General features: G+C 70.4%; 22 protein-coding genes and 2 pseudogenes. 15 read left to right on the plus strand and 9 right to left on the minus strand.

Features of this window, described 5'->3' with window-relative positions; all coding sequences use genetic code 11:
• Positions 1-94 precede the first annotated feature (94 nt).
• The 4 genes from PKO50_RS00455 to PKO50_RS00470 are packed head-to-tail and all read right to left on the minus strand — an operon-like array spanning position 95 to position 2,703.
• Positions 95-685, minus strand: coding sequence for a DUF4136 domain-containing protein (locus PKO50_RS00455; RefSeq protein ID WP_109936203.1), 591 nt, complete (start codon positions 683-685; stop codon positions 95-97).
• Between the two features lie 58 nt (positions 686-743).
• On the minus strand, positions 744-1,496 hold the full coding sequence (locus tag PKO50_RS00460) for a methyltransferase domain-containing protein (protein WP_089390130.1): 753 nt from the start codon (positions 1,494-1,496) through the stop codon (positions 744-746).
• Positions 1,489-1,797, minus strand: coding sequence for a MazG-like family protein (locus PKO50_RS00465; protein WP_089390131.1), 309 nt, complete (start codon positions 1,795-1,797; stop codon positions 1,489-1,491). The genes PKO50_RS00460 and PKO50_RS00465 overlap by 8 nt, the downstream gene beginning before the upstream one ends.
• Positions 1,798-1,845: 48 nt before the next feature.
• Positions 1,846-2,703, minus strand: coding sequence for a MaoC family dehydratase (locus PKO50_RS00470; RefSeq protein ID WP_275628504.1), 858 nt, complete (start codon positions 2,701-2,703; stop codon positions 1,846-1,848).
• A gap of 212 nt (positions 2,704-2,915) precedes the next feature.
• Here PKO50_RS00470 and PKO50_RS00475 point away from each other — a divergent pair, with 212 nt between their 5' ends.
• Positions 2,916-3,908 carry an AraC family transcriptional regulator gene (locus tag PKO50_RS00475; protein WP_109933644.1) on the plus strand — a complete coding sequence of 331 codons (993 nt, stop codon included), beginning with the start codon at positions 2,916-2,918 and terminating at the stop codon, positions 3,906-3,908.
• 336 nt (positions 3,909-4,244) lie between these two features.
• On the opposite strand, the gene PKO50_RS00480 is transcribed toward PKO50_RS00475, so the two are convergent.
• Entirely contained in the window at positions 4,245-5,600 is a 1,356-nt protein-coding gene (locus PKO50_RS00480; protein ID WP_109933645.1) for a 3-oxoacyl-ACP reductase, read from the minus strand.
• 167 nt (positions 5,601-5,767) lie between these two features.
• On the opposite strand from PKO50_RS00480, the gene PKO50_RS00485 reads away from it, so the two are divergent.
• Positions 5,768-7,048, plus strand: coding sequence for an acetyl-CoA C-acetyltransferase (locus PKO50_RS00485; RefSeq protein WP_275628505.1), 1,281 nt, complete (start codon positions 5,768-5,770; stop codon positions 7,046-7,048).
• Between the two features lie 446 nt (positions 7,049-7,494).
• Here PKO50_RS00485 and PKO50_RS00490 read toward each other — a convergent pair whose 3' ends face one another.
• Positions 7,495-7,941, minus strand: a complete 447-nt coding sequence (locus tag PKO50_RS00490; RefSeq protein ID WP_089390136.1) for an Lrp/AsnC family transcriptional regulator — start codon at positions 7,939-7,941, stop codon at positions 7,495-7,497.
• Positions 7,942-8,108: 167 nt separating this feature from the next.
• Here PKO50_RS00490 and yedA point away from each other — a divergent pair, with 167 nt between their 5' ends.
• The gene (yedA, locus tag PKO50_RS00495) at positions 8,109-8,996 is read left to right on the plus strand and encodes a drug/metabolite exporter YedA (RefSeq protein WP_275630569.1); all 888 of its coding nucleotides are present in this window, start codon (positions 8,109-8,111) and stop codon (positions 8,994-8,996) included.
• A 6-nt stretch (positions 8,997-9,002) separates the two neighbouring features.
• Here the strand turns inward: yedA and PKO50_RS00500 are convergent, their stop codons facing one another.
• The 3 genes from PKO50_RS00500 to PKO50_RS00510 all read right to left on the minus strand — a co-directional run bounded on the left by PKO50_RS00500 (position 9,003) and on the right by PKO50_RS00510 (position 11,560).
• Positions 9,003-9,254, minus strand: coding sequence for a hypothetical protein (locus PKO50_RS00500; protein WP_089390137.1), 252 nt, complete (start codon positions 9,252-9,254; stop codon positions 9,003-9,005).
• 120 nt (positions 9,255-9,374) lie between these two features.
• Positions 9,375-10,958, minus strand: coding sequence for a rhodanese homology domain-containing protein (locus PKO50_RS00505; protein ID WP_275628506.1), 1,584 nt, complete (start codon positions 10,956-10,958; stop codon positions 9,375-9,377).
• Positions 10,955-11,560: a 3-mercaptopropionate dioxygenase gene (locus PKO50_RS00510; RefSeq protein WP_275628507.1), complete on the minus strand. Its 606-nt coding sequence runs from the start codon at positions 11,558-11,560 to the stop codon at positions 10,955-10,957. Before PKO50_RS00510 ends, PKO50_RS00505 begins: the two co-directional genes overlap by 4 nt.
• Positions 11,561-11,674: 114 nt before the next feature.
• On the opposite strand from PKO50_RS00510, the gene PKO50_RS00515 reads away from it, so the two are divergent.
• From PKO50_RS00515 to tauD, 12 genes and pseudogenes are all read left to right on the plus strand, one after another.
• Positions 11,675-12,571, plus strand: coding sequence for a LysR family transcriptional regulator (locus PKO50_RS00515; protein ID WP_275628508.1), 897 nt, complete (start codon positions 11,675-11,677; stop codon positions 12,569-12,571).
• Between the two features lie 538 nt (positions 12,572-13,109).
• Positions 13,110-14,177, plus strand: coding sequence for an LLM class flavin-dependent oxidoreductase (locus tag PKO50_RS00520; RefSeq protein WP_275628509.1), 1,068 nt, complete (start codon positions 13,110-13,112; stop codon positions 14,175-14,177).
• 12 nt (positions 14,178-14,189) lie between these two features.
• The gene (locus tag PKO50_RS00525; RefSeq protein ID WP_275628510.1) at positions 14,190-15,134 is read left to right on the plus strand and encodes an ABC transporter substrate-binding protein; all 945 of its coding nucleotides are present in this window, start codon (positions 14,190-14,192) and stop codon (positions 15,132-15,134) included.
• A 16-nt stretch (positions 15,135-15,150) separates the two neighbouring features.
• Entirely contained in the window at positions 15,151-16,233 is a 1,083-nt protein-coding gene (locus tag PKO50_RS00530) for an LLM class flavin-dependent oxidoreductase (protein WP_275628511.1), read from the plus strand.
• A 4-nt stretch (positions 16,234-16,237) separates the two neighbouring features.
• Positions 16,238-17,388: pseudogene (locus PKO50_RS00535) on the plus strand (acyl-CoA dehydrogenase family protein).
• Positions 17,389-17,500: 112 nt separating this feature from the next.
• Positions 17,501-18,493: an ABC transporter substrate-binding protein gene (locus PKO50_RS00540; protein WP_275628512.1), complete on the plus strand. Its 993-nt coding sequence runs from the start codon at positions 17,501-17,503 to the stop codon at positions 18,491-18,493.
• Positions 18,494-18,670: 177 nt separating this feature from the next.
• Positions 18,671-19,573: an acyl-CoA dehydrogenase family protein gene (locus tag PKO50_RS00545; RefSeq protein WP_275628513.1), complete on the plus strand. Its 903-nt coding sequence runs from the start codon at positions 18,671-18,673 to the stop codon at positions 19,571-19,573.
• Between the two features lie 176 nt (positions 19,574-19,749).
• Positions 19,750-20,721 (plus strand): aliphatic sulfonate ABC transporter substrate-binding protein, encoded by a 972-nt coding sequence (locus PKO50_RS00550; RefSeq protein ID WP_275628514.1) that lies wholly within the window; start codon positions 19,750-19,752, stop codon positions 20,719-20,721.
• Positions 20,722-20,801: 80 nt separating this feature from the next.
• On the plus strand, positions 20,802-21,812 hold the full coding sequence (tauA, locus tag PKO50_RS00555; RefSeq protein ID WP_275628515.1) for a taurine ABC transporter substrate-binding protein: 1,011 nt from the start codon (positions 20,802-20,804) through the stop codon (positions 21,810-21,812).
• 243 nt (positions 21,813-22,055) lie between these two features.
• Entirely contained in the window at positions 22,056-22,847 is a 792-nt protein-coding gene (locus PKO50_RS00560) for a taurine ABC transporter ATP-binding protein (RefSeq protein WP_275628516.1), read from the plus strand.
• A pseudogene (gene tauC, locus PKO50_RS00565) lies at positions 22,837-23,654 on the plus strand (taurine ABC transporter permease TauC). Before PKO50_RS00560 ends, tauC begins: the two are co-directional and overlap by 11 nt.
• A gap of 181 nt (positions 23,655-23,835) precedes the next feature.
• Positions 23,836-24,672 carry a taurine dioxygenase gene (tauD, locus tag PKO50_RS00570; protein WP_275628517.1) on the plus strand — a complete coding sequence of 279 codons (837 nt, stop codon included), beginning with the start codon at positions 23,836-23,838 and terminating at the stop codon, positions 24,670-24,672.
• Positions 24,673-24,900: the final 228 nt, after the last annotated feature.

Here is a 24,900-nt window from a genome sequence, read left to right on the forward strand (position 1 = left end):
ATCGAAGCTCAGAGTGTCGGCAAAGGCAAGTGCCGAAATGTCTCGAAACGGCCCTATTCCGCAGTTTTCTGGCAACAAAGCCGGACGGTGCCGATCAGTGCGGCGGGTAGCCCGACAACGCCTTGCGCACCGCCTCGCGCAGCCCCCGGGCCTGCTCGCTCTGGTTGCCGCTGGGCTCGTATTCGGCCGAGGCGTCCCAGACGGGGTGGTTGTCATGGGCGTCGTACAGTTCGATGCGCACCACGTTGACCTGCACCACGTAGGTCCGCGTCACCGGGATGGAGGCGCCGTACCAGGGATCGTTCCAGCCGCCGTAGTAGCCGCCGCCATAGTAATCGGTGACCTGGCGGGTGCGCTGCTCGCTGCTGACCCGCGCGCTCACCCGCAGGTCCGGCGCGGCGCCGGGGCGCGCCGGGCGCAGGCCGACCTGGTCGAGGCCCTCGCTGACTGCATCCTGCAGCGAGCTGCCATAGGTGGTGGCGCCGCTGGGCGCGCCGGTCCAGTTCCACGAGCGGTAGCGCCCGTAGTCCGGTGGCGCGGCCGGGTAGGCGCCGGGGTCGAAGCCCGGGGCGCTGGCCTGGGCCGGCACCGGGGGCGGCGGCAGCGACTGGCTGGTGTAGGGGTTCTGGCTTTGGCAGGCGGCGAGTGCGGCGAGCAGCGGCAGCAGGATCAGGCGTGGCGACATGCGGGGCTCCCGCCCGCGCCGGGGCACGGGCGACGACGGTGATGCGGCGATTGTGCACCTATTCGCGCGGGCGGCACAGCCAGTGCAGGTAGCGGCCCAGGCCGGCGAAGGCCGGGTGGCGGCGGTAGGCCAGTTCCATTTCCACCAGGTCCAGGGGCTCGGCCTTGTGCTGGAACTCCTGCGGCATGTAGTCGTGGAACACCCGCACGCCGCTGCGTGCCTCGATGTTCCAGCTGGCGGCCATGGCCGCTTCCAGCTCGCGCGGGTCCAGCGGCTGCTGCGGCGTCAGGCTCTGGCCCTCGCCGGCGAAGCGCTGCTTGCGCAGCTTGCGGAAGTGGCCCTTGAGCAGGTTGCGGTAGATGAGCGCGTCGCGGTTGTAGAAGGCCAGCGACAGCCAGCCGTCGCGGGCGGTCAGCTGGTGCAGCACGGGGAGGATGGCCTGGGGCTCGGCCAGCCATTCCAGCACGGCGTGGCACAGCACCAGGTCGTAGGGTTCGTCGAGGCGGCCTAGCAGTTCCTGCCAGGGCGCCTCGATGAAGGTGGCCGCGCGGCCGGCCTCGGTGAAGCGTTGGCGGGCGCCTTCGAGCATGGGCGCGGCGGGTTCGGCGAGGGTCACCTGGTGGCCGCGCTCGGCCAGCCACAGCGCCATGTGGCCCAGGCCCGCGCCTATGTCGAGCACGCGCAGCGGGCGCTCGGGCAGCGCTTCGGCCAGGTCGGCCTGCAGCACGGCCAGGCGGATGGCGCCCTTGGCGCCGCCGTAGATCTTCTCGGCGAAGCGCGTGGCCAGTTCGTCGAAATGCCGGTCAGCCATGCACGAAGCGCCTTTCGCTGTCGGCCAGCTTGGCGCGCACCACCTGGTCCATGTCCAGGCCCAGTTCGGCGCAGAGCAGCAGCAGGTAGAGGACGATGTCGCCGACCTCCTGGCCGGCGTGGGCGAGCTTGTCGGCCGGCAGGCGGCGCGACTCGTCCTCGCTCAGCCACTGGAAGATTTCCACCAGCTCGGCCATTTCCACGCTGGCGGCCATGGCCAGGTTCTTCGGGCTGTGGAAGCGCTTCCAGTGGTTGTGGTCGCGGATCGCGTGCAGGCGCGCGGTGAGTTCGTCGAGGTTCATCGGGGGCTCCTTGGGAGCCCCATAGCTTCCGGCTTCGGCGCCGCCGCTTCAAGCGTCGAGCGGTTTCCAGGCGCCGGCCATGTGCGGCAGGCCGTCCGCCCCGCGCAGGGCGAACTGCCCGGCCGGGGCCACCTCGCTGGCCAGCAGGGTGACGCTGGAAGGCAGCAGCACCGGCTTCTGGAAGCGCACCTCCACCTGGTAGCCGGCCGCCGGCAGGCGTTCGCCCAGGGCCGCCAGGCTGCGCGCCTTGTTCCACAGGCCGTGGGCGATGGCGCGGGGGAAGCCGAACAGCCTGGCGCTGGCCGCCGACAGGTGGATGGGGTTGTAGTCGCCGGCCACCCGGGCGTAGCGCCGGCCGATGTCCGCCGGGCACAGCCAGTGGTCGATCTGCTCCAGCGGCAGTTCTGGCGGCTCCTGGCGTTCCGGCGGCGAGCCTTCCAGGCGCATGCCGCGGAACAGGATGCGGCTGTCGCCTTCCCACAGCAGGCCGAGCTGGTCGTGCAACTGGGTGACGAGGCTGAAGGTCACGCCCTTGTCGTGGGGCTGCAGGTCGGCCACCCGCACGCTGGCCTGGAACGGGCCCAGGCCGCCGAGCGGGCGCAATACGCTGATACGGTTCTCCAGGTGCACCAGCCCCAGCAGCGGGAAGGGGAAGCGGGCGTCGGTGAGCAGGCCCATCTGCAGGCCGAAGGCGAGGATGTGCGGGTAGGTCGGCGGCAGCAGGTGGTCGTTCCTGAAGCCGCACACCTGGCGATAGCGCTCCAGGTGCCGGGCATCGACCATCACCGGCGCGCGCACGCCGCGGGTGGGCAGGCTGCGGCCGCGCAGGCCGCGGCGTACGGCGGCGCGCAGGAACAGGCCGGGCAGGGCGGGTGGGGCGGACAGGTCCAGCCAGTCTTTGGGCATCGACAATCTCCTGAGCGGAATTACCTTCAGCTTAGCCGCCGGGCCCGGCCGGGCATTGGCCGGGGCGGGGCGGCCTGCCGGCAGGCCGGTCAATCGGCGGCTCTGGCATGGGGCTTGTGGATAAATCGACCGCTGCCATGGCGTGTTACTTGAGAGGCGGTGGGAAAGCTGCCTAAGATGGGCCCGCTTCATGGATAACCAGAATAAATACCATGCACGATCTGACCGACGATGTGGCGCTGATGCGCCCGGTGATCGACGCGCTGCGCGCCAGCGGCAGCGATCCCGACCGTGTGCTCGCCCGGGTTGGCCTGCCGCCGGGCGCCCTGCCGGCCGGGCGCTTCCCCCATAGCGCGCAGAACCTGTTCTGGAAGGCCGCCGCCGAGGAATGCGGCGAAGAACACGTCGGCCTGTACCTGGCCGGGCACCTGCCGGCCTTCCACGGCCTGCTGCTGGAATACCTGTTCCTCTCCAGCGCCACCTTCGGCGAAGGCCTGCGCCACGCCCTGCGCTACGTGCGCCTGCTCTCCGACACCCTCAACGCCCGCCTGGAAGTGGAAGGCGAGCGCGCCGTGCTGCTGCTCGGCCACAGCGCCGGCACCAACCGGCACTTCCCGGAAATGCTCGCCGGCGCGGTGATCCGCCTGTTCCACGCGCTCACCGAAGGCGACTTCAGGCCCCGCGAGGTGCAGCTGATGCACGAGCAGGGCGCCCCCGCCGAACGTTATCGACAGGTCTATGGCTGCCCGGTGCGCCTGGGCGCCGAGCGCTACGCCCTGGAGTTCGACGCCGCGGTGCTGGACAAGCCCTCGCGCCACGCCGCGCCGGAGCTGCTGCGCATGCACGAATCGCTGGCGCGCCGGCAGCTGGCGGAAGTGGAGCGCCTGGACCTGGTGCGCAAGGTGCGCGAGCTGATCGGCGAGCTGCTGGTGGACGGCGGCGCCACCCTGGAGCAGGTGGCCGCGCGCCTGGACATGCCGGCCCGGCGCCTGCGCGAGCGCCTGGCCATGGCCGGGGTGCGCTTCAACGACCTGGTCACCGACTACCGCTGCCGCCTGGCCAAGGAACTGCTGCTGAAGACCGACGAGCGCATCGAGGTGATCGTCGAGCGCACTGGGTTCTCCGAGCCGAGTACCTTCTACCGAGCTTTCAAACGCTGGGTGGGGGAGACGCCGGTGGAGTTCCGCAAGCGCGGGAAGGCATGAGGCCGCTGGCCGAAACCTGCTCTTCGTAGGAGCGAGCTTGCTCGCGAACGCTGTTCTGCCGGTGGTTTCGGTGCTTGCCTTGAAGAGCGCCCTCTCCCCAGCCCTCGGCTGCGCGCCCCGCCCTGAAGGGAGAGGGGGCTAGTCCGTGCCGAGAAAGGTGATGGTTTCCGCCGGAAACCTCTGTGCTAGCCGGCTGACTCCAGAGTATCCAAGCGCTCCGAACGGTCCCCTCTCCCTTCAGGGAGAGGGTTAGGGAGAGGGGCGGAGTTCGACCGAAACACCCAGGTCACCTGGAAATAACGTAGGACTCATCCGCGCCCCCGGCAGAGCCGGCCCTCACGCCCCAAGCAAACTCTGCCCGCAAACCCGCAACACCTGCCCACTCACCGCCCCGCTGCCCGGCTGGGCGAACCAGGCCACGGCCTCGGCCACGTCCTGGGGCAGGCCGCCCTGGCCCATGGAGTTCATGCGCCGGCCGGCCTCGCGGATGGTCAGGGGGATGGCCGCGGTCATCTGCGTCTCGATGAAGCCCGGGGCCACCGCGTTGATGCTGATGCCCTTCTTGCCCAGCGCCGGGGCCCAGGCCTGGGCCAGGCCGATCAGGCCGGCCTTGCTCACCGCGTAGTTGGTCTGCCCGAGGTTGCCGGCGATGCCGCTGATGGAGGCCAGCAGCACCACGCGGCCGTCGTCGTGCAGCTTGCCGGCGTCCAGCAGGGCCTGGGTGAGCACCTGCGGGGCCTTGAGGTTGACGTCGATCACCGAGCTCCAGAACGCCTCGCTCATCTTCGCCACCGTCTTGTCGCGGGTGATGCCGGCGTTGTGCACCACGATGTCGACGCCCTCGGGCAGCGCTTCCACCAGCTTCTCGCCGGCGTCCGGCGCGCAGATGTCCAGGGCCACGCCCTGGCCGCCCAGGCGCGCGGCCAGGGCGTCGAGGGCGTCCTTGGCCGGCGGCACGTCGAGTAGCACCACCTCGGCGCCGTCGCGGGCCAGGGTTTCGGCGATGGCCGCGCCTATGCCGCGGGCGGCGCCCGTGACCAGGGCGCGCTTGCCCACCAGCGGGCGGCTCCAGTCCTGCACCTGTCCGGCGTAGGCCGAAAGGCGGATCACCTGGCCGGAAACGTAGGCGCTCCTGGGCGAGAGGAAGAAGCGCAGGGCGCCTTCGAGCTGGTCCTCGGCGCCCTTGCCGACGTACAGCAGCTGCACGTTGCCGCCGCGGCGGATTTCCTTGCCCAGGGAACGGCTGAAGCCTTCCAGGCTGCGCTGCACGCTGGCGGCGACCGGGTCCTTCAGGGTTTCCGGGGCGCGCCCGAGGATGACCACGTGGGGGCACAGGTCCAGGCCCTTGAGGGCGCCCTGGAAGAAGTTGCGCAGTTCGATCAGTTGGTCGAAGCCGGCCAGGCCGCTGGCGTCGAACACCATGGCCTTGAGCTTCGGGCCGTGCTCGGCGGTCCAGCGCGGCAGGCCGTACTGGCCTTCCACGGCGGCGTAGACGGCGTCGGTCAGGCGCTGGCTGAAGCCCAGCACGGCCTCGCCCAGGTTGCCCACCCCGCCCAGCAGCAGGGCGCCGTCCACCGGCCGGGTGCGCCCGGCGCTCCAGCGTTCCAGGCGTACCGGCGCGGGCAGGCCGAAGGCGCCGACCAGGCGGCGGCCGACGTTGGAGTTGGCGAAGGCGATGTAGCGATCGGTCATGGACGGGGGCTCCTGCACGGATACTCGAAGTGCCGACCACTCTACGCAGGCACCGGTTCCGCGCAATTGACCGCGCTGACCTGCGCCATGGCGGGGCGGCCAATGCGACGGGACCGGCTAAGGTTAGCCTGTGCGCCACAACCCGCTCAGCCCGCAAGGAGCCTTGCATGACCCAGACCCGACGGGTCGCCATCGTCGGCGGCAACCGTATCCCCTTCGCCCGCTCCAATACCGTCTACGCCACGGCGAGCAACCAGGAGATGCTCACCAGCGCCCTGGACGGCCTGATCGAGCGCTACAACCTGCATGGCGAGCGCCTGGGCGAGGTGGTGGCCGGCGCGGTGCTGAAGCACTCGCGGGATTTCAACCTGACCCGCGAATGCGTGCTGGGCACCCGCCTGGCCGCGGAAACCCCGGCCTACGACGTCCAGCAGGCCTGCGGCACCGGCCTTGAGGCGGCGATCCTGGTGGCCAACAAGATCGCCCTGGGGCAGATCGAGTGCGGCATCGCCGGCGGCGTGGACACCACCTCCGACGCGCCCATCGGCGTCAACGAGGGGCTGCGGCGCATCCTGCTGGAGGCCAACCGCGGCAAGTCCAACGGCGACAAGCTCAAGAGCCTGCTGAAGATCCGCCCGCGCCACCTGATGCCGCACATCCCGCGCAACGGCGAGCCGCGCACCGGGTTGTCCATGGGCGAGCACTGCGAGCTGATGGCGCAGACCTGGCAGATCCCCCGCGACGAGCAGGACAGGCTCGCCTACGAAAGCCACATCAAGCTGGCCGCGGCCTACGCCGAGGGCTGGCAGAACGACCTGATGACGCCGTTCCGCGGCCTGACCCGCGACCAGAACCTGCGCCCGGACATCAACCTGGAGAAGCTCGGCACCCTCAAGCCGGTGTTCGAGAAGGGCCCGCGCGGCACCCTGACGGCGGCCAACTCCACGCCGCTGACCGACGGCGCCTCGGTGGTACTGCTGGCCAGCGAGGACTGGGCCAGGGCGCGCGGCCTGCCGATCCTGGCGTACTTCCGCGATGGCGAGGCGGCGGCGGTGAACTTCGTCGGCGAGGGCGCCGAGGGCCTGCTGATGGCGCCGGTCTACGCCGTGCCGCGGCTGCTGGCGCGCAATGGCCTGAGCCTGCAGGACTTCGACTACTACGAAATCCACGAAGCCTTCGCCGCCCAGGTGCTGTGCACCCTCAAGGCCTGGGAAGACGCCGAATACTGCAAGACCCGCCTCGGCCTGGACGCGCCGCTGGGCTCGATCGACCGTAGCAAGCTCAACGTCAAGGGCAGCTCCCTGGCCGCCGGCCACCCCTTCGCCGCCACCGGCGGGCGCATCGTCGCCAACCTGGCCAAGCTGCTGGACGCGGCCGGGAAAGGGCGCGGGCTGATCTCGATCTGCGCCGCGGGCGGGCAAGGTGTGACCGCGATCGTGGAAAAGTAATCCAATACATCGGGCGGCCCTGGCCGGCCCACGATGTAACAGCAACTCCGTGACTTAAGGCGGTGCCGTGCGAGCGGCACCGCCTCTTTTTTTGCGTGGCTGGGCGTTTCGTTTTTTGTAGGAGCGAGCTTGCTCGCGAACAGCCTCTCCCGGCAGCGCTATCGTCTCAGGTCGACTCCGTCCCCTCTCCCCAGCCCTCTCCCTGAAGGGAGAGGGGGCTTGTCCGTGCCGAGAGAACAAATGGTTTCAGCTGAGAACCTTAGTGCTGCCGGCTAACTCCATGACAGCCAAGCACGCCGAACGGTCCCCTCTCCCTTCAGGGAGAGGGTTAGGGAGAGGGCGCTCTACAGCCCAACTCCCAAGCCCGCCGGCAAGCACTGTTCGCGAGCAAGCTCGCTCCTACGAAGAGCCCCCCATCCTGCTCGCTTGCAGCTTGCAGCCTCTTTTTACCCCCCCTGTAACATCGCCGGATGCACCCGCCCATCCAGCGTGGTCGAGAGGATCAGCGAAGTCTTGCTCGCCCCATGCTGTGCCAGCTGGTCGATCAGTTCTTCCAGCTCGGCGGTGCTGGTCACCGTCACCCGCAGCATCACGCAGGATTCGCCGGTCACCCGGTAGCAGTCGAGCACCTGGGGGATTTCCGTCAGGCGTTGCAGCTGCAGGGCGCCGCGGTGGTCGTTCAGGCGCAGTTCGATCAGGCACTGGATCGGGCGGCCGAGCTTGGTCAGGTCTACGCTGGCGTGGTAGCCGGTGATCACCCCCTCGGCTTCCAGGCGCGCCACGCGGTCGGCCACCGCCGGGGGCGAGAGGTTGATGCGCCGGGCCAGCTCGGCGAAGGACAGGCGGCCGTTTTCCAGCAGGGCGGCGAGCAGTGCGCGGTCGTATTTGTCCATCGGTTTTTCTCGTCTGTGGAATCGATGGCTTTCCTGGTGAAAATCCGTCGAAAGAAAAGTGTTACGCCAGATAATGCGTTCTCTGTGCCTTATAGGGCACAGGAGCACTTAATAAAATGAGGCGCTACGACCCACTTGTCGAGCCCGCTGCCATGTCCGTCATGCCCATGCCCAAAGCCCGCGTCTCGCTGACGCTGATCGCTGCCTTCTTCGCCCTCTACTTCATCTGGGGCTCGACCTACCTGGTGATCCGCATCGGCGTGGAAAGCTGGCCGCCGATGCTCATGGCCGGCTGCCGCTTCGTCATTGCCGGGGCGCTGCTGCTGGCCTGGGCGCTGTACCGCGGCGCGCCGCTGCCCAGCGGCCGGCAATGGCTGAACGCCGGGGCCATCGGCGTGCTCTTGCTCAGCTGCGGCAACGGCGGGGTGACGGTGGCCGAACACTGGGGCGTGGCCTCGGGCGTCGCCGCCCTGGCGGTGGCCACGGTGCCGCTGTTCACCCTGGTGTTCGCGCGCCTGTTCGGCCAGCGCAACACTCTGCTGGAGTGGGGTGGCATCGGCCTGGGGCTGTGCGGCATCGTGCTGCTCAACCTCGGCTCCAACCTGCAGGGCAGCCCGGCGGGCGCCGCGCTGATCCTCTTCGCCGCCGCGGCCTGGGCCTTCGGTTCGGTGTGGAGCCGGCGCCTGGACCTGCCGGCCGGGCCCATGGCCAGTGCGCTGGAGATGCTGGTGGGCGGCGCCGCGCTGCTGATCGGCAGCCAGCTTTCCGGCGAGCACCTGCAGCAACTGCCGGACCTGCGCGGCTGGCTGGCGCTGGGCTACCTGGTGGTGTTCGGTTCGATCATCGCCTTCAGCGCCTACGTCTACCTGCTGGCCAACGTGCGCCCGGCGGCGGCCACCAGCTATGCCTTCGTCAACCCGGCGGTGGCCGTGCTGCTCGGGGTGCTGTTCGCCGGCGAGCACATTGGCTGGCCGGAGGCGCTGGCGATGGCGGTGATCATCGGGGCGGTGGTGTTGATCAGCCTGCCGCAGTGGCGGCGGCGCGAGGCGGCCTGAGCCGGCTCAGTTGATCGGGACGATGCGCACGCGGGTGACCCCCACGCGATCGGCGCTGTGCCGCAGGTTGGGGATCAGGTTGGGGTCCAGGGGGGCGTCGGTCAGCCCGGTGGGGTCCTCGCCGGTCTCCTGCGCCAGGTGCAGCAGGACCTGGAGCAGGGCGAGGAACTCGTTGGGCTCCTCGGACCACTCGTGGATCAGCCGGCGCGGCTGTTCGCGCAGCCGGTAGTGGATGGCGTAGCGGTGGGTGACGTTCATGGTGGCACCTCCGCAGGCTAAGACACCTCAGAACGTCAAAATTCCCATCACTTTCGCGGCCAGCCGACAGGTGGTCATTTTTTCGCCACTCACCGACAGGCGTCGATGAGTGGCGGCGCCTCAGATGACGAAAAAGCCGTGGGTGCCATCGCGGCCGAGCTGCTCGACCAGGCCGAATTCCCAGTCCAGGTAGCCCTGCATGGCCTCGCGCGGGTTGTCGGTGCCCTCGTAGGGGCGGCGGTAGCGGTCGATGCGCGGCGCGGCCAGCAGGCGCTCGCCTTCCTCGGTCGGCAGGCCGGCGGCGACCCAGGCCGCGGTGCCGCCTTCGAGCAGGAACACCGGCTTGCCGCTCAGCGCCTGCACCTGCGGTACGGCGAAGCGCGCCAGCAGGCTGCTGCCGCAGGTGAGCACATAGCGTTCGGCCGCGCCCAGCTGCGCCAGCGCTTCCTTCAACTGGCTGCGCAGGGCCCAGGCGGCGCCGGGAATGTGGCGTTTCACGTAGTTGGCGCTGGCGGTGAAGTCGAGCACCCGGGTGCCGGGCTCGCGCAGCCACTCGGCGAGGGTCTGCGGGGCGATGGTTTCGGCCTGCGGCTGCGGCGGCAGCGGGGCGGCCCAGGCGCCCTTCTCGCCGAAGTCGGCGGTGGACAGCCCGTCCAGCACCGCCACCTCCCAGCCCATCTGGGCCAGCCAGGAGGCGCTCATGTTGGCGCGCACGCCGTCGTCGTCCAGCAGCACCAGGCGCGCGCCGCGCACGCTGGCGACGTGGTCGGTCTCCTGCACCAACTGGCCGCCGGGGGTGGAGCGCGAGCCGGGCAGGTGGCCGGCCTCGTATTCCTCCGGGGTGCGCACGTCGAACAGGTAGGTGGTGCGCCCGGCCTCGGCCTGCCACTGGCGCAGGCCGGCCAGGTCGGTGCGCGCCACGCCTGCGCGGTCGGCCACGGCGCGGGCGCGCTGGGCGGCGGCTGCGCGGGTGGCGCTGGAGACCTCACCGAAGCGCCGCGCCTGGCCGTGCTCCAGTCGCTGGCCGGCCAGCGTCCAGCCGATGGTGCCGTTGCGCAGCGCCGACACCGGGTTGGCGATGCCGGCGTTCACCAGCGACTGGGTGCCGATGATGCTGCGGGTGCGCCCGGCGCAGTTGACGATCACCCGGGTGGCCGGGCTGGGCGCCAGCTCGGCGACGCGCAGCACCAGCTCGGCGCCGGGCACGCTGATGCCGGTGGGGATGCTCATGGTCTGGTATTCGTCGAAGCGGCGGGCGTCCAGCACCACCACGTCGGCCTTGGCGTCGAGCAGCGCCTGCACGTCCTCGGCGGTCAGCGACGGGGTGTGGCGCTCGGCCTCCACCAGCTCGCCGAAGGATTTGCTCGGCACGTTGACGTCCTTGAACAGCTCGCCGCCGGCGTCGCGCCAGCCGGCCAGGCCGCCGTCGAGCAGGGCCACGTCGCTGTAGCCCAGGTCGAGCAGGCGCTGTGCGGCGACTTCGGCCAGGCCCTCGCCGTCGTCGTAGACGGTGACGGGCGTATCGCGGCGCGGCACGCGGGCGTAGACCTCCAGTTCCAGCCTGGACAGCGGCACGTTGGCGGCGAACAGCGGGTGCGCCTGGGCGAAGGGGTCTTCCTCGCGCACGTCCAGCAGCGCCAGCTCGCGGCGGGCGAGGAGGGCGGCGCGGATGTCGTGGAAGGTACGGCGGGCGATCTGGCTCATGCGGGGTTCTCTTTCGACAGGTCCCAGATGTTGGGCAACTGGCTGTTGGAATAGCCGGAGATGAAGGGCTTTTCCTCACCTTCGGCGGTATAGACGGCACGCCGCACCGCGCCGATGTTGGCGCCGTAGACGTGGATGCTGATGGAGGGCCGGTCGGCGAAGGCGTTGCTGACCTGGTGGATGTCGCCGATGCGCGGCGACACCGCCTCCACCTCGCCGGGCTCCAGGCGCACCGCCTCGCCGGCCGGCTGCAGGCTGCCGTCGGCGGCGAAGGCGAAGGGCTGCGAATACTCGGCGCCACGCAGCATGCCGATCAGGCCCCAGACGCGATGGTCGTGCACCGGCGTGCGCTGGCCCGGGCCCCAGACGAAGCTGACCACCGAGAAGCGCTGTTGCGAGTCGGCGTGCAGCAGGTACTGCTGGTAGCGCTGCGCGTCGGGCTGGGCGCAGGCCTCGGGCAGCCAGTCGTCGTGGCGCACCAGTTCGGCCAGCAGCGGGCGGGCCCGGGCGAGCAGGGTGGCTTCGTCGGGATGGCCGTCGAGCAGGCTGGCCAGGTCGCCGATGAACTGGCGCAGGCGGTCGAGACGCAGGGAGGCGGACATGCGGGCGTATTCACTCCGGAAGGTTCTGGCTGTACGGTAGCAAACGCGTTTTTATTCCTGAAATGCATTTTGAATCTAAGCTAATATGCGAGAAATGCAATTGGTGCCAGCCCCATGAAGATCGACGACATCGACGCCTTCGTCGCGGTGATCCGCAACGCCTCCCTCAGCCAGGCCGCCGAGAGCCTGGGCCTGACCCAGTCGGCCATCACCCGCCGGGTGCAGAGCCTGGAGGAGGCCCTGGGCGTGGAACTGCTGGACCGCAACACCAAGCCGCTCAAGCCCACCGCCGCCGGCCTGCGGGTCTACGAGCAGTGCCGCCGGGTGCTGCGCGAGGTGGACGGCCTGCGCGAACTGGTGGCCAGCGACACCGCCCCCTGCGGCGTGCTGCGCCTGGGCGTGCCGCAGAGCATCGGCGAGGTGGTGCTGCTGGAAGCGCTGCGACGCCTGGCCGGCGAGTACCCGGAGCTGCGCGCCCAGGTCGGCAGCGGTTGGGGCAGCCACTTGCTGGCGCGGCTGGAGAACGCCGAGCTGGACGCGGCGGTGGTGCTGTTCCCGCCGAGCAAGGTGTTCCCCGACGACCTCGGCGCCACGCCCCTGGGGCGCATGGACCTGTGCGTGGTGGCGGCGCGCGACAGCGACCTGCAAGCCCGCCGCCTGCTCGACTGCTACCAGCGCGGCTGGGTGCTCAACCCCGACGGCTGCGGTTTCCGCGCCGGCCTGCAGCGCGCCCTGGCCGACCAGGGCCTGGGCCTGCAGTTGAACCTGGAGACCTTCGGCAGCGAACTGCAGCTGGGCCTGGTCGCCGAGGGCCGCGGCCTGGGCCTGGTGCCGGCGCCGGCCCTGGCGCGCAGCCGCTACCGCGAACAGCTGCGGGTGCTGCAGCTGGACGACTTCCAGCCGCTGATCCAGCTCTGGCTGGTGCGCCCGCGCCTGCTCGGCAACCTGGAGGCGCCGGCGCGGTTGTTTGGGAATGCGGTGGCTGACGGGTTGGATATGCGGGTGGGGTGAGTTTTTCGAATCTGCTCACTTACCCCCCCCTGTAGGAGCGAGCTTGCTCGCGAACAGACTCCCCCGGCAGCGCTGTCGCCCCAGGTTGACTCCGTCCCCTCTCCCCAGCCCTCGGCTGCGCGCCCCGCCCTGAAGGGAGAGGGGGCTTGTCCGTGCCGGCTGCAAGCATGGCATCAGCTGGAGACTCCAGTGTTCCCGGCTGACTCCGTAATACCCGTTTCTGCCCAACGGTCCCTCTCCCTTCAGGGAGAGGGTTAGGGAGAGGGCGCTCTCATGCCTGACACCGGCATGACCGGAAAACTCCGTTCGCGAGCAAGCTCGCTCCTACAAAAGCGAAAACCCCCTCGCGCAACTTGCTCAACCCTGAATATGCGTAATTAGCATATTAGAATATGCAAAAAATGAATTTCCATCATGAAGTGCTTGCCTATAACTTCTAAGAACAACGTCCACCAAGACGTTTTTCTTATAACGAAAGCCGCCGGCCTTATGCAGCGGCCCAGGCGAGGGCAACACAGTGAGCGTGGAAATTCTCGGCATGATCACCGCCACCCCGAGTTCCGAGGTGGATCAGCCGCTGGGGGACGCGGTGGACGCCGGTTTCGTCCGGCGCTTCGCCCAGGCCCATGAGGACGCCGGTTTCGACCGCGTGCTGGTGGGCTACTTCAGCAATGCCGCCGAGGGCGCCGTGGTCAGCTCTTTCGTCGTCGCCGCCACCCAGCGCCTGGGCATCCTCCTGGCCTACCGCCCCGGGGTGATCGCGCCGCCGCTGGCCGCGCGCCAGCTGGCCACCCTCGACCAGTTCAGCGACGGCCGCCTGGCCCTCAACGTGGTCAGCGGCGGCAACGACGAGGACCTGGCCCGCGACGGCGACTACCTCGACCACGACCGCCGCTACGCCCGCACCGACGAGTACCTCGCTGCCCTGCGGCGCATCTGGACCGCCACCGGCTCGGTGGACTTCGCCGGCGAGTTCTATCGCTTCCAGGGCGCCTCGCCGGCCGTGCGCCCGCGGCAGAAACCGCACATCCCGATCTACTTCAGTGGCTCCTCCGATGCCGCCATCGAGGTCGCCGCCAAGCACGCCGACACCTACATGCTCTGGGGCGAGCCGCTGGCCGCGGTCGACGGCCATATCCGCCGCGTGCGCGCCGCCGCCCAGGCCCAGGGCCGCGAGCCGCGCTTCTCGGTGTCGTTCCGGCCGATAGTCGCGGACACCGAGGAAGCCGCCTGGAAGCGCGCCGCCGAGGTGCTCGAACAGGTGCGCGAGAACCGCACCCGCCTGGGCCTGCCGCTCAACGACCACCAGCCTGAGAACGTCGGCTCGCAGCGCCTGCTGGCCGCCGCGCAACAGGGCGAGGTGCTCGACACCCGGCTGTGGACCGGCGTGGCCCGGCTGACCGGCGCGCGCTGGAACTCCACCGCCCTGGTCGGCACCCCCGAGCAGGTCGCCGCCGCCCTCGGCGAGTACTACCGCCTGGGCGTTTCCACCTTCCTGATCCGTGGCTTCGACCCGCTCGGCGACGCCGTGCGCTACGGCCAGGGCCTGATTCCCGCCATCCACGACCACGTCGCCCGCCTGCCGCAACTGCGCCGCGCCGGCTGAGGAGCCCCACCGATGAACCTGAAACGACGCCTGCGCGCCACCTTCGCCGCGCTGCTGCTGGGCGCGCCCCTGGCCCAGGCCGCCGACCTGCCGACGCTGCGCGTGGGCGACCAGAACTACTACAACGTGCGCGCCTCCATGGAGGCCTCGGGCGTGCTCGAAGGCGCGCCCTACACGGTCGACTGGAAGCACTTCCAGTCCGCCGCGCCGGTGGCCGAAGGGCTGCAGGCCGGCGCGCTGGACCTGGGCTTCCTCGGCGATTCCGGCTTCATCTTCCTGGCCGCCAAGGGCGCGCCGGTGAAGCTGATCGGCGTGTCGCGGCAGAACCCCGACACCATCGCCCTGCTGGTGCCCAAGGATTCGCCGGTGAAGACCATCGCCGACCTCAAGGGCAAGAAGGTCGCCTACTGGCCCGGCGCCTGGAGCCAGCAGCTGACCCTGCGGGCGCTGGAGAAGGCCGGCCTGCCGAAGGACTACGTGGACTTCGTGAAGCTGATGCCCATCGACGCCGCCGCCGCCCTGCCGCGCGGCAGCATCGACGCCTTCCCGGTGTGGGAGCCGTACATCTCGCAGCAGATCGTGTTCTCCGGCGCGCGGCCGATCCTCACCGCCCGCGACCTGATGCCGGGGCTGTCGAGCATCGCCGCCAACGCCGACTCCATCGAGCCCAAGCGCGCGCAGATCGCCGACTTCCTCGGCCGCCTGCAGCAGGCCCGGGCCTGGGTCGAGGCGCACAAGGAGCAGTACGCCGACATCTGGGCGAAGAAGGCCAACCTCGACCAGGCGGTGTCGCGCCACTGGATCGGCCAGGCCGGCATGAGCGTCGGCCCGGTGGACAGCCAGGCCGCCGCCGACTACCAGGGCACCGCCGACTTCCTGGTGCAGGCCGGCGCCCTGCCCAAGGCCTTCGACACCGCCAGCGTGATCGACACCTCCTTCGCCAAAGCCTTCCACTGAGCACGGAGCACAGACCATGAGCATCCAGTTCCTCGGCATGATCGGCCACCGCCTGGCCTCGGAAACCCTCGCCCCGGCCGGCCCGATCCTCGACAAGCAGTACATCGCCGCCTTCGCCCGCGCCCACGAGGAGGCTGGCTTCGACCGCATCCTGGTCGGCTACTGGTCGGACCAGCCGGACGGCTTCCTGGTGGCCGCCACCGCCGGCCTGGCCACCTCGAGGATCAACTTCCTGCTGGCGCACCGCCCCGGCTTCGTCGCGCCGACCCTGGCCGCGCGCAAGCTGGCCACCCTGGAGCACCTGCTCGACGGGCGCCTGGCGGTGCACATCATCAGCGGCGGCAGCGACGCCGACCAGCGCAGGGACGGCGACTACCTCGACCACGACCAGCGCTACGCCCGCAGCGAGGAATTCATCGAGGTGCTCAAGCGCACCTGGACCAGCGCCGAGCCCTTCGACTTCCACGGCGAGCACTACCGCGTGGAGCAGGCCTTCTCGGCCATCCGCCCGCAGCAGAAGCCGCACATCCCGGTGTACTTCGGCGGCTCTTCGGAGGCCGCGCTGAAGGTCGCCGGCAAGCAGGCCGACGTGTTCATGCTCTGGGGCGAACCCCTGGCCCAGGCCGCCGAGACCATCGCCGCGGTGCGCGAGCAGGCGCGGCAGAATGGCCGCGAGGTGGAGTTCAGCCTGTCGTTCCGGCCGATCCTCGGGCGCACCGAGGAAGAGGCCTGGGCCAAGGCCGAGGCGATCCGCGCGACCGCCGGCGAGCGCCTGGGCGAGGCCGGTTTTCCCAAGGGCAAGCCGCAGAGCGTCGGCGCCCAGCGCCTGCTCAAGGCGGTGGAGCAGGGCGACCGCATCGACGAGCGGCTGTGGACCGGCATCGCCAAGCTGGTTGGCGGCGGGCACAACTCCACCGCCCTGGTCGGCACCCCGGAGCAGGTCGCCGATGCGCTGCTGGCCTACTACGACCTGGGCGTGCGCAGCATCCTCATCCGTGGTTTCGACCCGCTCAACGACGCCGTGGAATACGGCCGCGAGCTGATCCCGCTGACCCGCGCCAAGGTCGCCGAGCGCGAGCGCCGGCGTGCCACGGCCTGAACCCATGACCGTCCCGCAGACCCCGCCGCTGGCGCTCAATGACCTGCTGCCGGCGCTCACCCGGCAACTGGCGGAAAGCGCCGAGGCCTACGACCGCAGCGGCGATTTCCCCCACGCCAACCTCGCCCTGCTGCAACGCCACGGCCTGCTCGGCCTGGCCCTGCCGCAAGCGCTCGGCGGCCCCGGCGCCAGCCTCGGCGAACTGCGCCGGGTGGTCGGCGCCGTGGCCCGTGGCGAACCTTCCACCGCGCTGGTGCTGTGCATGCAGTACCTGCACCTGCGGCGCCTGGCCGACAACCCCGACTGGCCGGAAGCGCTGAAGCGCCGCGTGGCCCGCGAGGCGCTGGAGCAGGGCGCGCTGATCAACAGCCTGCGGGTGGAGCCGGAGCTGGGCTCGCCCTCGCGCGGCGGCCTGCCGCAGACCGTGGCCCGCCGCGAGGGCGACGGCTGGCGGTTGTCCGGGCACAAGCTCTACACCACCGGCATTCCCGGCCTGACCTGGCTGGCGGTGTGGGCGCGCAGCGACGAGCCGGCCCCGCACGTGGGCACCTGGCTGGTGCGTCGCGACAGCCCCGGCATTCGCGTGGTGGAAAGCTGGGACCACCTGGGCATGCGCGCCACCGGCAGCCATGAAGTGATTTTCGAGGACGTGCCGGTGCCGCTGGAGCACGCCATCGGCCTCTACCCCACGACCAGCCGCCGGCGCCGGACGAAGCCGTGCTGCGTGACTTCGCCCAGGCCAGCGCGGCGCTGCTCGGCGCGCTCTACGACGGCATCGCCGGCGCCGCCCGCGACTGGCTCGTCACCTGGCTGCGCGAGCGCGTGCCGGCCAGCCTTGGCGCGCCCCTGGCGAGCCTGCCGCGGGTGCAGGAGGCGGTCGGCGCCATCGACGGCCTGCTGCTGCAGAACCGCCTGCTGCTCGACGCCGCCTGCCGCGACCGCCTGACTGCCAGCGAGTCGGGGCTGATCAAGGTCGGCGTCACCGACAACGCGGTGGCGGTGGTCGAGAAAGCCCTGGAGCTGACCGGCAGCCACGGCCTCAGCCGCCACAACCCCTTGCAGCGGCATTACCGCGACGTGCTCTGCGGGCGCGTGCACACACCGCAGAAAGACAGCGTATGGATCGCGGCGGGGAGGGCGGCGCTGAGCCCCTGAACCCCGGGATTACCTGAAGGAAACGACGGCAATATCGGCGACCGCACCGGCGGAACGGATAGCCCCCAAGACCACCCCCGGCTTCCGTGCGGAGCCGCCTGGAGATTGCCCCATGAAACGAACCCTGCGTGTCCTCGCCGGCCTGCTGGCCGCGACCCTGCTGGCTGGTGCCGCCAGCGCCGCCGAACCCGTCACCCTGCGCCTGGGCGACGTGAAGGGCGACCGCTACGCCTCGCTACGCGCCTCCGGCGAGCTGGAGAACCTGCCGTACAAGCTGGAGCTGTCCGCCTTCCCCTCCGGCGCCCCGGTGCTCGAAGCACTGAACGCCGGCGCCCTGGACATCGGCTTCACCGGCGACATCCCGTTCCTCTTCGTCTACGCCGCCGGCGCGCCGCTCAAGGCCGTCGGCGCCTGGCACTTCAACCCGGCGACCGTGGCGCTGGTGGTGGGCAAGGACTCGCCCATCCACTCGGTGGCCGAGCTCAAGGGCAAGCGCATCGCCGTCAACCGCGGCGGCTGGGGCCACTTCATGGCCCTGGGCGCGCTGCGCCGCGCCGGGCTCAAGCCGGAAGACGTGACCTTCTCCTTCCTCGGCCCGGTGGACGGCCGCGCCGCCCTGGTGCGCGGCTCGGTGGACGCCTGGGTGCCCTGGGAGCCCTACACCTCCAGCGCCGTGCTGCTCGACCAGGCGCGGGTGATCGACAACGGCGAGGGCATCATGACCGGCTATTCCTATGCCCTGGCCAGCGACGCCGCCATCGCCGCCAAGAAGGCCGCCATCACCGACCTGCTGACGCGCCTGGCGCGCGCCCAGGTCTGGGCGCTGCAGCACCCGGACGAGTTCGCCGCGGCCCTGGCCAAGGACCTGAACATGCCCCGGGAAGTCACCCGCCGCTGGGTGGGCGAGGCGCGCATCAGCCCCATCGTGTTCGACGAGCGCATCGCCGCCACCCTGCAGAAGGCCGCCGACTTCTTCCATGGCGAAGGCGTGCTGCCCAAGGCGCTGAACGTCACCCCGGCGTTCGACTTCGGCCTGTCCGGCGGCGCCGCCGAAGTGGCCCGCCACCTGCCCGCCGACCTCACCGTCGGCCAGCGGCAGCCCTGACGGTTCTCAGCTAAGGCAAAAAGGTTATTTAACCTTGCCGTACCGCTTGGATATGGTTCTAAGTACCGCCCCGGCCGCGCCTCGCGCGCGGCGCAACGGAGCGCTGCCGAACCCCTTCGCTTCAGTCTCCCCGCGCGCCATTCGCCCAGGCACTGATCCCGTCGTCCCGAGGTGCCCATGAGCGTCGCCCCGTCCCGGCAGGCCCCTGCCGAGCCGTTCCTCCAGAGCGCCGTCGCCGGCCCCGCCGCCTGGGCCCGCGCCCTGCGCGAATCCGGGCTGCTGCGGCTGTCGCTGCCGGCCCAGCTGGGGGGCGGCGGCAGCCCCTGGCGCGAGGTCCTGCAGGTTCTGCGCGACCTCTGCGAACGCGACGGCGGCCTGGCCCGGTTGTTCGCCGTGCACCACCTGCAACTGACCCGCGTGCGCCTGCTCGGCAGCCGCGAACAACTGCAACGCCTGCTGCACCTGAGCCTGCTGCGCGAGCCGCTGTGGGGCGCCCTGGGCGAGGACGACGGCCAGCGGCTGCGGGCGGAAGAACACGTGCGCGGCGGCTTCCGCGTCAACGGCGCGCAGTGGGACGCCTTCACCGCCGAGGCGGCCGACTGGCTGCTGTTGCGCGCCTGGCACGCGCCCAGCGGCGACTTCCTGCTGGCTGCGCTGCCCAGCGCCCGGGCGGGCCTTGCGCTGCGCGCCGGCGCCCTCTGCCAGGGCCTGCGCCTGCACCCGGAAGACATCCTGCTGCCGCCGGGCCTGGCGGCCACGCCCAGGCGCGTGCTCTGCGACGGCCTGGCGCAACTGCTGCAGGCCAACGTCGCCCTGGGCCTGGCGCTGCAGGCCGCGGACAGCCTGGACCTGCCCGAGGCCTCGGAACTGTCGCGGCTGCTCGGCCTGGGCCTGGTGCTCAGCGAGCAGGCCGCCCTGCAACTGGACGAGGGCATCGAGGCGGGCGCGGCGCTGGCCTTCGGCCGCGCCAGCCACTTCGCCAACCTCGCCGCCCAGGCCCTGGCGGTGGCCCGCCAGGCGGCCCAGGCGAGCCTCCGTGCGGAAGGCGTGAGGGCCCGGCTGCTGGGGGCTGCGCACTGATGGCGGGATGAATCCGGGCGATATTAGTTAAGAACTAAAAATTATTTATTTCTGATTTTTTATAGCTGTAATCTTCACTTCACCGGACCACCGGACTCACCTAGAACACCTGACCCCAGTCCCGTGGTCCGTCCTCGCTCTGCAGGCGGCCGCCCCGTACCCGAGGAGCCGTACCCATGTCCCGCAGCCCGTTCCTGCGCCGTTTCGCCGTCGGCCTCGCCGCCTCCGCCGCCCTGCTGGGCGCCCTGGGTGCGCACGCCGAAGGCACCCTGCGCATCGGTTTCCAGAAGTCCTCCACCCTGCTGACCATCGTCAAGGCCCAGGGCACCCTGGAGCGCGAGCTGGGCAAGCAGGGCATCAAGGTGAGCTGGCATGAGTTCCCCAGCGGCCTGCCGCTGCTCGAATCGCTCAACGTCGGCAACGTCGACCTGTCCGCCGACGTCGCCGACACCGTGCCGGTGTTCGCCCAGGCCGCCGGCGCGCAGCTGACCTACTTCGCCCGCGAAACCCCGTCGCCCACCGCGCAGTCGATCCTGGTGCCGGAGGATTCGCCGCTGAAATCCCTGGCCGACCTGAAAGGCAAGCGCGTGGCCGTGACCAAGGCCGCCGGCAGCCACTACCTGCTGATCGCCGCGCTGGCCAAGGCCGGCCTGAAATTCTCCGACATCCAGCCGGCCTACCTGACCCCCGCCGACGGCCGCGCCGCCTTCGAGAACCACAAGGTCGACGCCTGGGTGACCTGGGACCCGTACGTCGCCAGCGCCCAGCGCCAGCAGCACGCCCGCGTGCTCGCCGACGGCCAGGGCCTGGCCAGCTACCAGCGCTACTACCTGGCCTCCAGCGACTACGCCAAGGCCCACCCGGAAGTGCTCAAGCAGGTCTTCGCCGAGTTGCAGAAGACCGGGCGCTGGGTGAAGGAACACCCGGCCGACGCGGCCAAGGTGCTCGGCCCGCTGTGGGGCAACCTCGACGCCGCCACCGTGGAGCAGGCCAACGCCCGCCGCAGCTACGACGTGCAGCCGGTGCGCGCCGACGGCCTCGACGAGCAGCAGCGCATCGCCGACGCCTTCTACGCCCAGGGCCTGCTGCCCAAGCCGGTGGACGCCCATGCGGTGCAGGTCTGGCAGCCGGACCTGGCGCGCAACTGAGCCGAATTTCCCGCCGCCCCGCGAGGGGCGGCCCGTCACGGCCCGGCCGGCCGCCCCGAATGCATTTCCAGGAGCACCCCATGAAACGCACCTTCGCCCCGCGCCGCCTGCTGGCCGCGCTCGCCCTGGCCGGCGTCGCCGGCATCGCCCAGGCCGACATCACCCTCGGCTACCAGACCGGCGTGGACCCGACCAAGGTCCCGCAGGCCGACGGCACCTACGAGAAAGCCATCGGCGAGAAGCTCGACTGGCGCCGCTTCAACAGCGGCCCGGAAGTGGTCGCCGCCATCGCCTCCGGCGACGTGCAGCTGGGCAACCTCGGTTCCAGCCCGCTGGCCGCCGCCACCTCCCGCGGCCTGCCGATCGTGGCCTTCATCGTCACCGCGCAGATCAATGCGGCGGAAGCCCTGGTGGTGCGCAACGGCAGCAAGATCGAGAAGCCCGAGGACCTGGTCGGCAAGACCATCGCCACGCCCTTCGTGTCCACCTCGCACTACAGCCTGCTGGGCGCGCTCAAGCACTGGAAGATCGACCCCACCAAGGTGAAGATCGTCAACCTCAACCCCACCGAGATCGCCGCCGCCTGGCGTCGCGGCGACATCGACGGGGCCTTCGTCTGGTCGCCCGCCCTGGGCGAGATCAAGAAGAGCGGCAAGGTGCTGACCGATGCCGCGGAAGTGGGCAAGTGGGGCGCGCCGACCTTCGAGGTCTGGGTGGCCCGCAAGGACTTCGCCGAGAAGCACCCGGAGGTGCTGGCCAAGTTCGCCCGCGTGACCCTCGACTCCTTCGCCGACTACAACGCCCACAAGGCCGAGTGGACCGCCGACTCCGAGCAGGCGAAGAAGATCGCCCGGCTGACCGGCGCCGCCCCCGAGGACGTGCCCGAGCTGCTGGCCGGCAGCGCCTTCCCGGAGACCAAAGAACAGCTCTCCAGCGCCCTGCTCGGTGGCGGCACCGCCAAGGACATCGCCGGGACCGCGGCCTTCCTGAAGGAACAGAAGCGCGTGCCTTCGGTGCTCAAGGACTACTCGCCCTACGTCAGCGCCGAGTACGTGCGCCAGGCGGAGAGCGTGCAGGTGGGGCAGCGCTGATCGCGCCGGCCTGCTCGATCTCCCTGTAGGAGCGAGCTTGCTCGCGAACAGCCCGGCACCTTTCTCCACCTCGTCATTCCCGCGAACGCGGGAACCCAGAGACTCTGGATCCCCGCGTTCGCGGGGATGACGGGGAAGGTGTGGTGTGAAGCGGGTTCGCGAGCAAGCTCGCTCCTACGAAGAGCGAAGAGCGCAACGTGCGAAGCGCCCAGCACTCCTTCTTACCCTACGGAGGGCAGAAACATGAGCCGTTTGACGGCCGAGGCGGTGAGCCTCTCCTTCGAGCAGCATGGCCAGACCCGGCGCGTGCTGCATGAACTGACCCTGGACGTGGCCAAGGGCGAGTCCCTGGTGGTGCTCGGCCCTTCGGGCTGCGGCAAGTCCACCCTGCTCAACGTCCTCGCCGGTTTCCAGAAGCCCGACCGTGGCCGCGTGCAGATCGACGGGCGGACCCTCGAAGGCCCCGGCGGCGAACGTGGCGTGGTGTTCCAGGACGACGCCCTGATGCCCTGGCTGGATGCCCTCGACAACGTCGCCCTGGGCCTGCGCGTCCGCGGCCTGGGCCGCGCCGAGCGCGAGGCCCGCGCCCGCGAGGTGCTGGCCCTGGTCGGCCTGCAGGAGCATGCGCATTACCGCGTCTCGCAGCTTTCCGGCGGCCAGCGCCAGCGCCTCGGCCTGGCCCGCGCCCTGGCGGTGGAGCCGGACTTCCTGCTGCTCGACGAGCCCTTCGGCGCCCTCGACGCGCTGACCCGCGAGCGCATGCAGGTGCTGACCCTGGAGCTGTGGCGCAAGACCGGCAAGGGCCTGTTCCTGATCACCCACAGCGTCGACGAGGCGCTGTTCCTGGCCACCGACCTGGTGGTCATGGACGGCCCGCCGGCGCGCATCGTCAAGCGCCTGCGCCCGGACTTCGCGCGGCGCTACGCGGCCGGCGAGCCGGTGCGCTCGATCAAGGCCGACCCTGAATTCGGCCGCCTGCGCCAGGCGCTGCTGGATGAGTTCCTGGAAGAACCGGAGGCCGAACATGCCCACTGACACCCTCAGCGCCAAGCTGCCCGCCAGCCGTCGCGCCAAGCCCGCCCACCCGCGCGATGCGCGACGTTGGGCCGCTGCCGGAAGTATCGCCGCACTCGCCGCGCTCTGGTGGTTCGCCACCCATTTCGGCTGGGTCGACACGCTGTTCCTGCCGGCCCCGAGCAGCTCTACGAAGCTCTGCAGCGGGTGCTTGCCGAAGGCTACGTCGACGCCACTCTGTGGCAGCACATCGGCACCAGCCTGCTGCGCGTGCTGCTGGCCCTGGGCGCGGCGGTGCTCACCGCCATCCCCCTGGGCATCCTCATGGGCCTCAACCCGCTGGTGGGCGCTGCGCTGGACCCGCTGGTGGAGTTCTACCGGCCGATCCCGCCGCTGGCCTACCTGCCGCTGATCGTCATCTGGTTCGGCATCGGCGAGCTGTCCAAGGTGCTGCTGATCTACCTGGCGCTGTTCGCCCCGCTGCTGATCGCCACCGCCGCCGGCGTGCGCCGCGTGGACAAGTCGCGCATCCAGGCGGTGCGCTGCCTGGGCGCCAACCGCTGGCAGGTGGTGCGCCACGTGGTCCTGCCCAGTGCCCTGCCGGAAGTCCTCACCGGCCTGCGCATCGCCCTGGGCGTGGGCTGGTCGACCCTGGTCGCCGCCGAGCTGATCGCCGCCAACCGCGGCCTGGGCTTCATGGTGCAGTCGGCGGCGCAGTTCCTGGCGACCGATGTGGTGGTGCTGGGGATTTTGCTGATTGCTGGGATCGCGCTGGCGTTCGAGGTGAGCCTGCGCTGGTTGCAGCGGCGGTTCGCTTCCTGGGAGTAGGGCTGTAGAGCCAGAGCAAGAGCCCCTCTCCCTAACCCTCTCCCGCAAGCGGGAGAGGGGACTGATCGGAGTCGCCGGCTAGCTCGGCGCTCGACGGATACACCGAACGGCCCCCTCTCCCTTCAGGGAGAGGGCTGGGGAGAGGGTGCTCTTCCCACACAGAACACGAGAGAGAAAAGAAATGACCACCCTGACCCTGGAACCCCTCAGCCCCGCCCTCGGCGCCGTGGTCTCCGGCATCGACCTGCGCCAGAGCCTGGACGACGCCCAGCAACAGGCCATCGAGCAGGCCCTGCTCACCCACCAGGTGCTGTTCTTCCGCGACCAGCCGCTGACGCCGCAGCAGCAGGCCGCTTTCGCCGCGCGCTTCGGCGACCTGCACATCCACCCGATCTACCCCAGCGTGCCCGAGCAGCGCGAGGTGATCGTGCTCGACACCGCCGTCACCGACGTGCGCGACAACGCCATCTGGCACACCGACGTGACCTTCCTGGAAACCCCGGCGCTGGGCGCGGTGCTGGCCGCCAAGCAGTTGCCACCCTACGGCGGCGACACCCTCTGGGCCAGTGGCATCGCCGCTTTCGAGGCGCTGTCCAGGCCGCTGCGGGCGCTGCTCGACGGGCTGACCGCCACCCATGACATCAGCAAGTCCTTCCCCCAGGAGCGCTTCGGCGCCACCGACGCCGACCTGGCGCGCCTGGAAGAGGCGCGGGCGAAGAACCCGCCGCGCTCGCACCCGGTGATCCGCACCCACCCGGTCACCGGGCGCAAGGCGCTGTTCGTCAGCGACGGCTTCACCACCCGCATCAACGAACTGTCGGCGGCCGAGAGCCGGGCCATCCTCGACCTGCTGTTCGCCCACGTCGCCCGCCCGGAGTTCACCGTGCGCTGGCGCTGGCGCGAGAACGACGTGGCCTTCTGGGACAACCGCGTGACCCAGCACTACGCGGTGGACGACTACCGCCCGCAGCGCCGGGTGATGCACCGCGCGACCATCCTTGGCGACAAACCGTTCTGACCCCCGCACGCCAACCCTTGCCCTTGTAGGAGCGAGCTTGCTCGCGAACCGCCTCATGCCGAAGCTGTTCGCGAGCAAGCTCGCTCCTACGAAAAGCGGGGGCCGTTGCGTGGGCGGCATTCGGCGTGGTGGGCGTGAGCCGCCTCGTGCCAGGGCGGTTCGCGAGCAAGCTCGCTCCTACGAAAAGCGGGTGCCGTCGCCTGGGCGACATTCCGCGACGTGGGCGCG

It is taken from the genome of Pseudomonas sp. 273, assembly GCF_029201425.1.
In the GTDB taxonomy this organism is placed as follows: domain Bacteria; phylum Pseudomonadota; class Gammaproteobacteria; order Pseudomonadales; family Pseudomonadaceae; genus Pseudomonas; species Pseudomonas delhiensis.

Bases quoted from the DNA above. Each gene is read 5' to 3' on its own strand.
- PKO50_RS00500 (WP_089390137.1), bottom strand. From the start codon at position 9,254: ATGAACGTCACCCACCGCTACGCCATCCACTACCGGCTGCGCGAACAG.
- PKO50_RS00475 (WP_109933644.1), top strand. From the start codon at position 2,916: ATGCACGATCTGACCGACGATGTGGCGCTGATGCGCCCGGTGATCGAC.
- PKO50_RS00465 (WP_089390131.1), bottom strand. From the start codon at position 1,797: ATGAACCTCGACGAACTCACCGCGCGCCTGCACGCGATCCGCGACCAC.
- PKO50_RS00540 (WP_275628512.1), top strand. From the start codon at position 17,501: ATGAAACGAACCCTGCGTGTCCTCGCCGGCCTGCTGGCCGCGACCCTG.
- PKO50_RS00520 (WP_275628509.1), top strand. From the start codon at position 13,110: ATGATCACCGCCACCCCGAGTTCCGAGGTGGATCAGCCGCTGGGGGAC.
- PKO50_RS00545 (WP_275628513.1), top strand. From the start codon at position 18,671: ATGAGCGTCGCCCCGTCCCGGCAGGCCCCTGCCGAGCCGTTCCTCCAG.
- PKO50_RS00530 (WP_275628511.1), top strand. From the start codon at position 15,151: ATGAGCATCCAGTTCCTCGGCATGATCGGCCACCGCCTGGCCTCGGAA.
- PKO50_RS00470 (WP_275628504.1), bottom strand. From the start codon at position 2,703: ATGCCCAAAGACTGGCTGGACCTGTCCGCCCCACCCGCCCTGCCCGGC.
- PKO50_RS00455 (WP_109936203.1), bottom strand. From the start codon at position 685: ATGTCGCCACGCCTGATCCTGCTGCCGCTGCTCGCCGCACTCGCCGCC.
- tauD (WP_275628517.1), top strand. From the start codon at position 23,836: ATGACCACCCTGACCCTGGAACCCCTCAGCCCCGCCCTCGGCGCCGTG.
- PKO50_RS00460 (WP_089390130.1), bottom strand. From the start codon at position 1,496: ATGGCTGACCGGCATTTCGACGAACTGGCCACGCGCTTCGCCGAGAAG.
- PKO50_RS00550 (WP_275628514.1), top strand. From the start codon at position 19,750: ATGTCCCGCAGCCCGTTCCTGCGCCGTTTCGCCGTCGGCCTCGCCGCC.
- PKO50_RS00525 (WP_275628510.1), top strand. From the start codon at position 14,190: ATGAACCTGAAACGACGCCTGCGCGCCACCTTCGCCGCGCTGCTGCTG.
- PKO50_RS00490 (WP_089390136.1), bottom strand. From the start codon at position 7,941: ATGGACAAATACGACCGCGCACTGCTCGCCGCCCTGCTGGAAAACGGC.
- yedA (WP_275630569.1), top strand. From the start codon at position 8,109: ATGCCCAAAGCCCGCGTCTCGCTGACGCTGATCGCTGCCTTCTTCGCC.
- PKO50_RS00560 (WP_275628516.1), top strand. From the start codon at position 22,056: ATGAGCCGTTTGACGGCCGAGGCGGTGAGCCTCTCCTTCGAGCAGCAT.
- PKO50_RS00510 (WP_275628507.1), bottom strand. From the start codon at position 11,560: ATGTCCGCCTCCCTGCGTCTCGACCGCCTGCGCCAGTTCATCGGCGAC.
- PKO50_RS00505 (WP_275628506.1), bottom strand. From the start codon at position 10,958: ATGAGCCAGATCGCCCGCCGTACCTTCCACGACATCCGCGCCGCCCTC.
- tauA (WP_275628515.1), top strand. From the start codon at position 20,802: ATGAAACGCACCTTCGCCCCGCGCCGCCTGCTGGCCGCGCTCGCCCTG.
- PKO50_RS00485 (WP_275628505.1), top strand. From the start codon at position 5,768: ATGACCCAGACCCGACGGGTCGCCATCGTCGGCGGCAACCGTATCCCC.
- PKO50_RS00515 (WP_275628508.1), top strand. From the start codon at position 11,675: ATGAAGATCGACGACATCGACGCCTTCGTCGCGGTGATCCGCAACGCC.
- PKO50_RS00480 (WP_109933645.1), bottom strand. From the start codon at position 5,600: ATGACCGATCGCTACATCGCCTTCGCCAACTCCAACGTCGGCCGCCGC.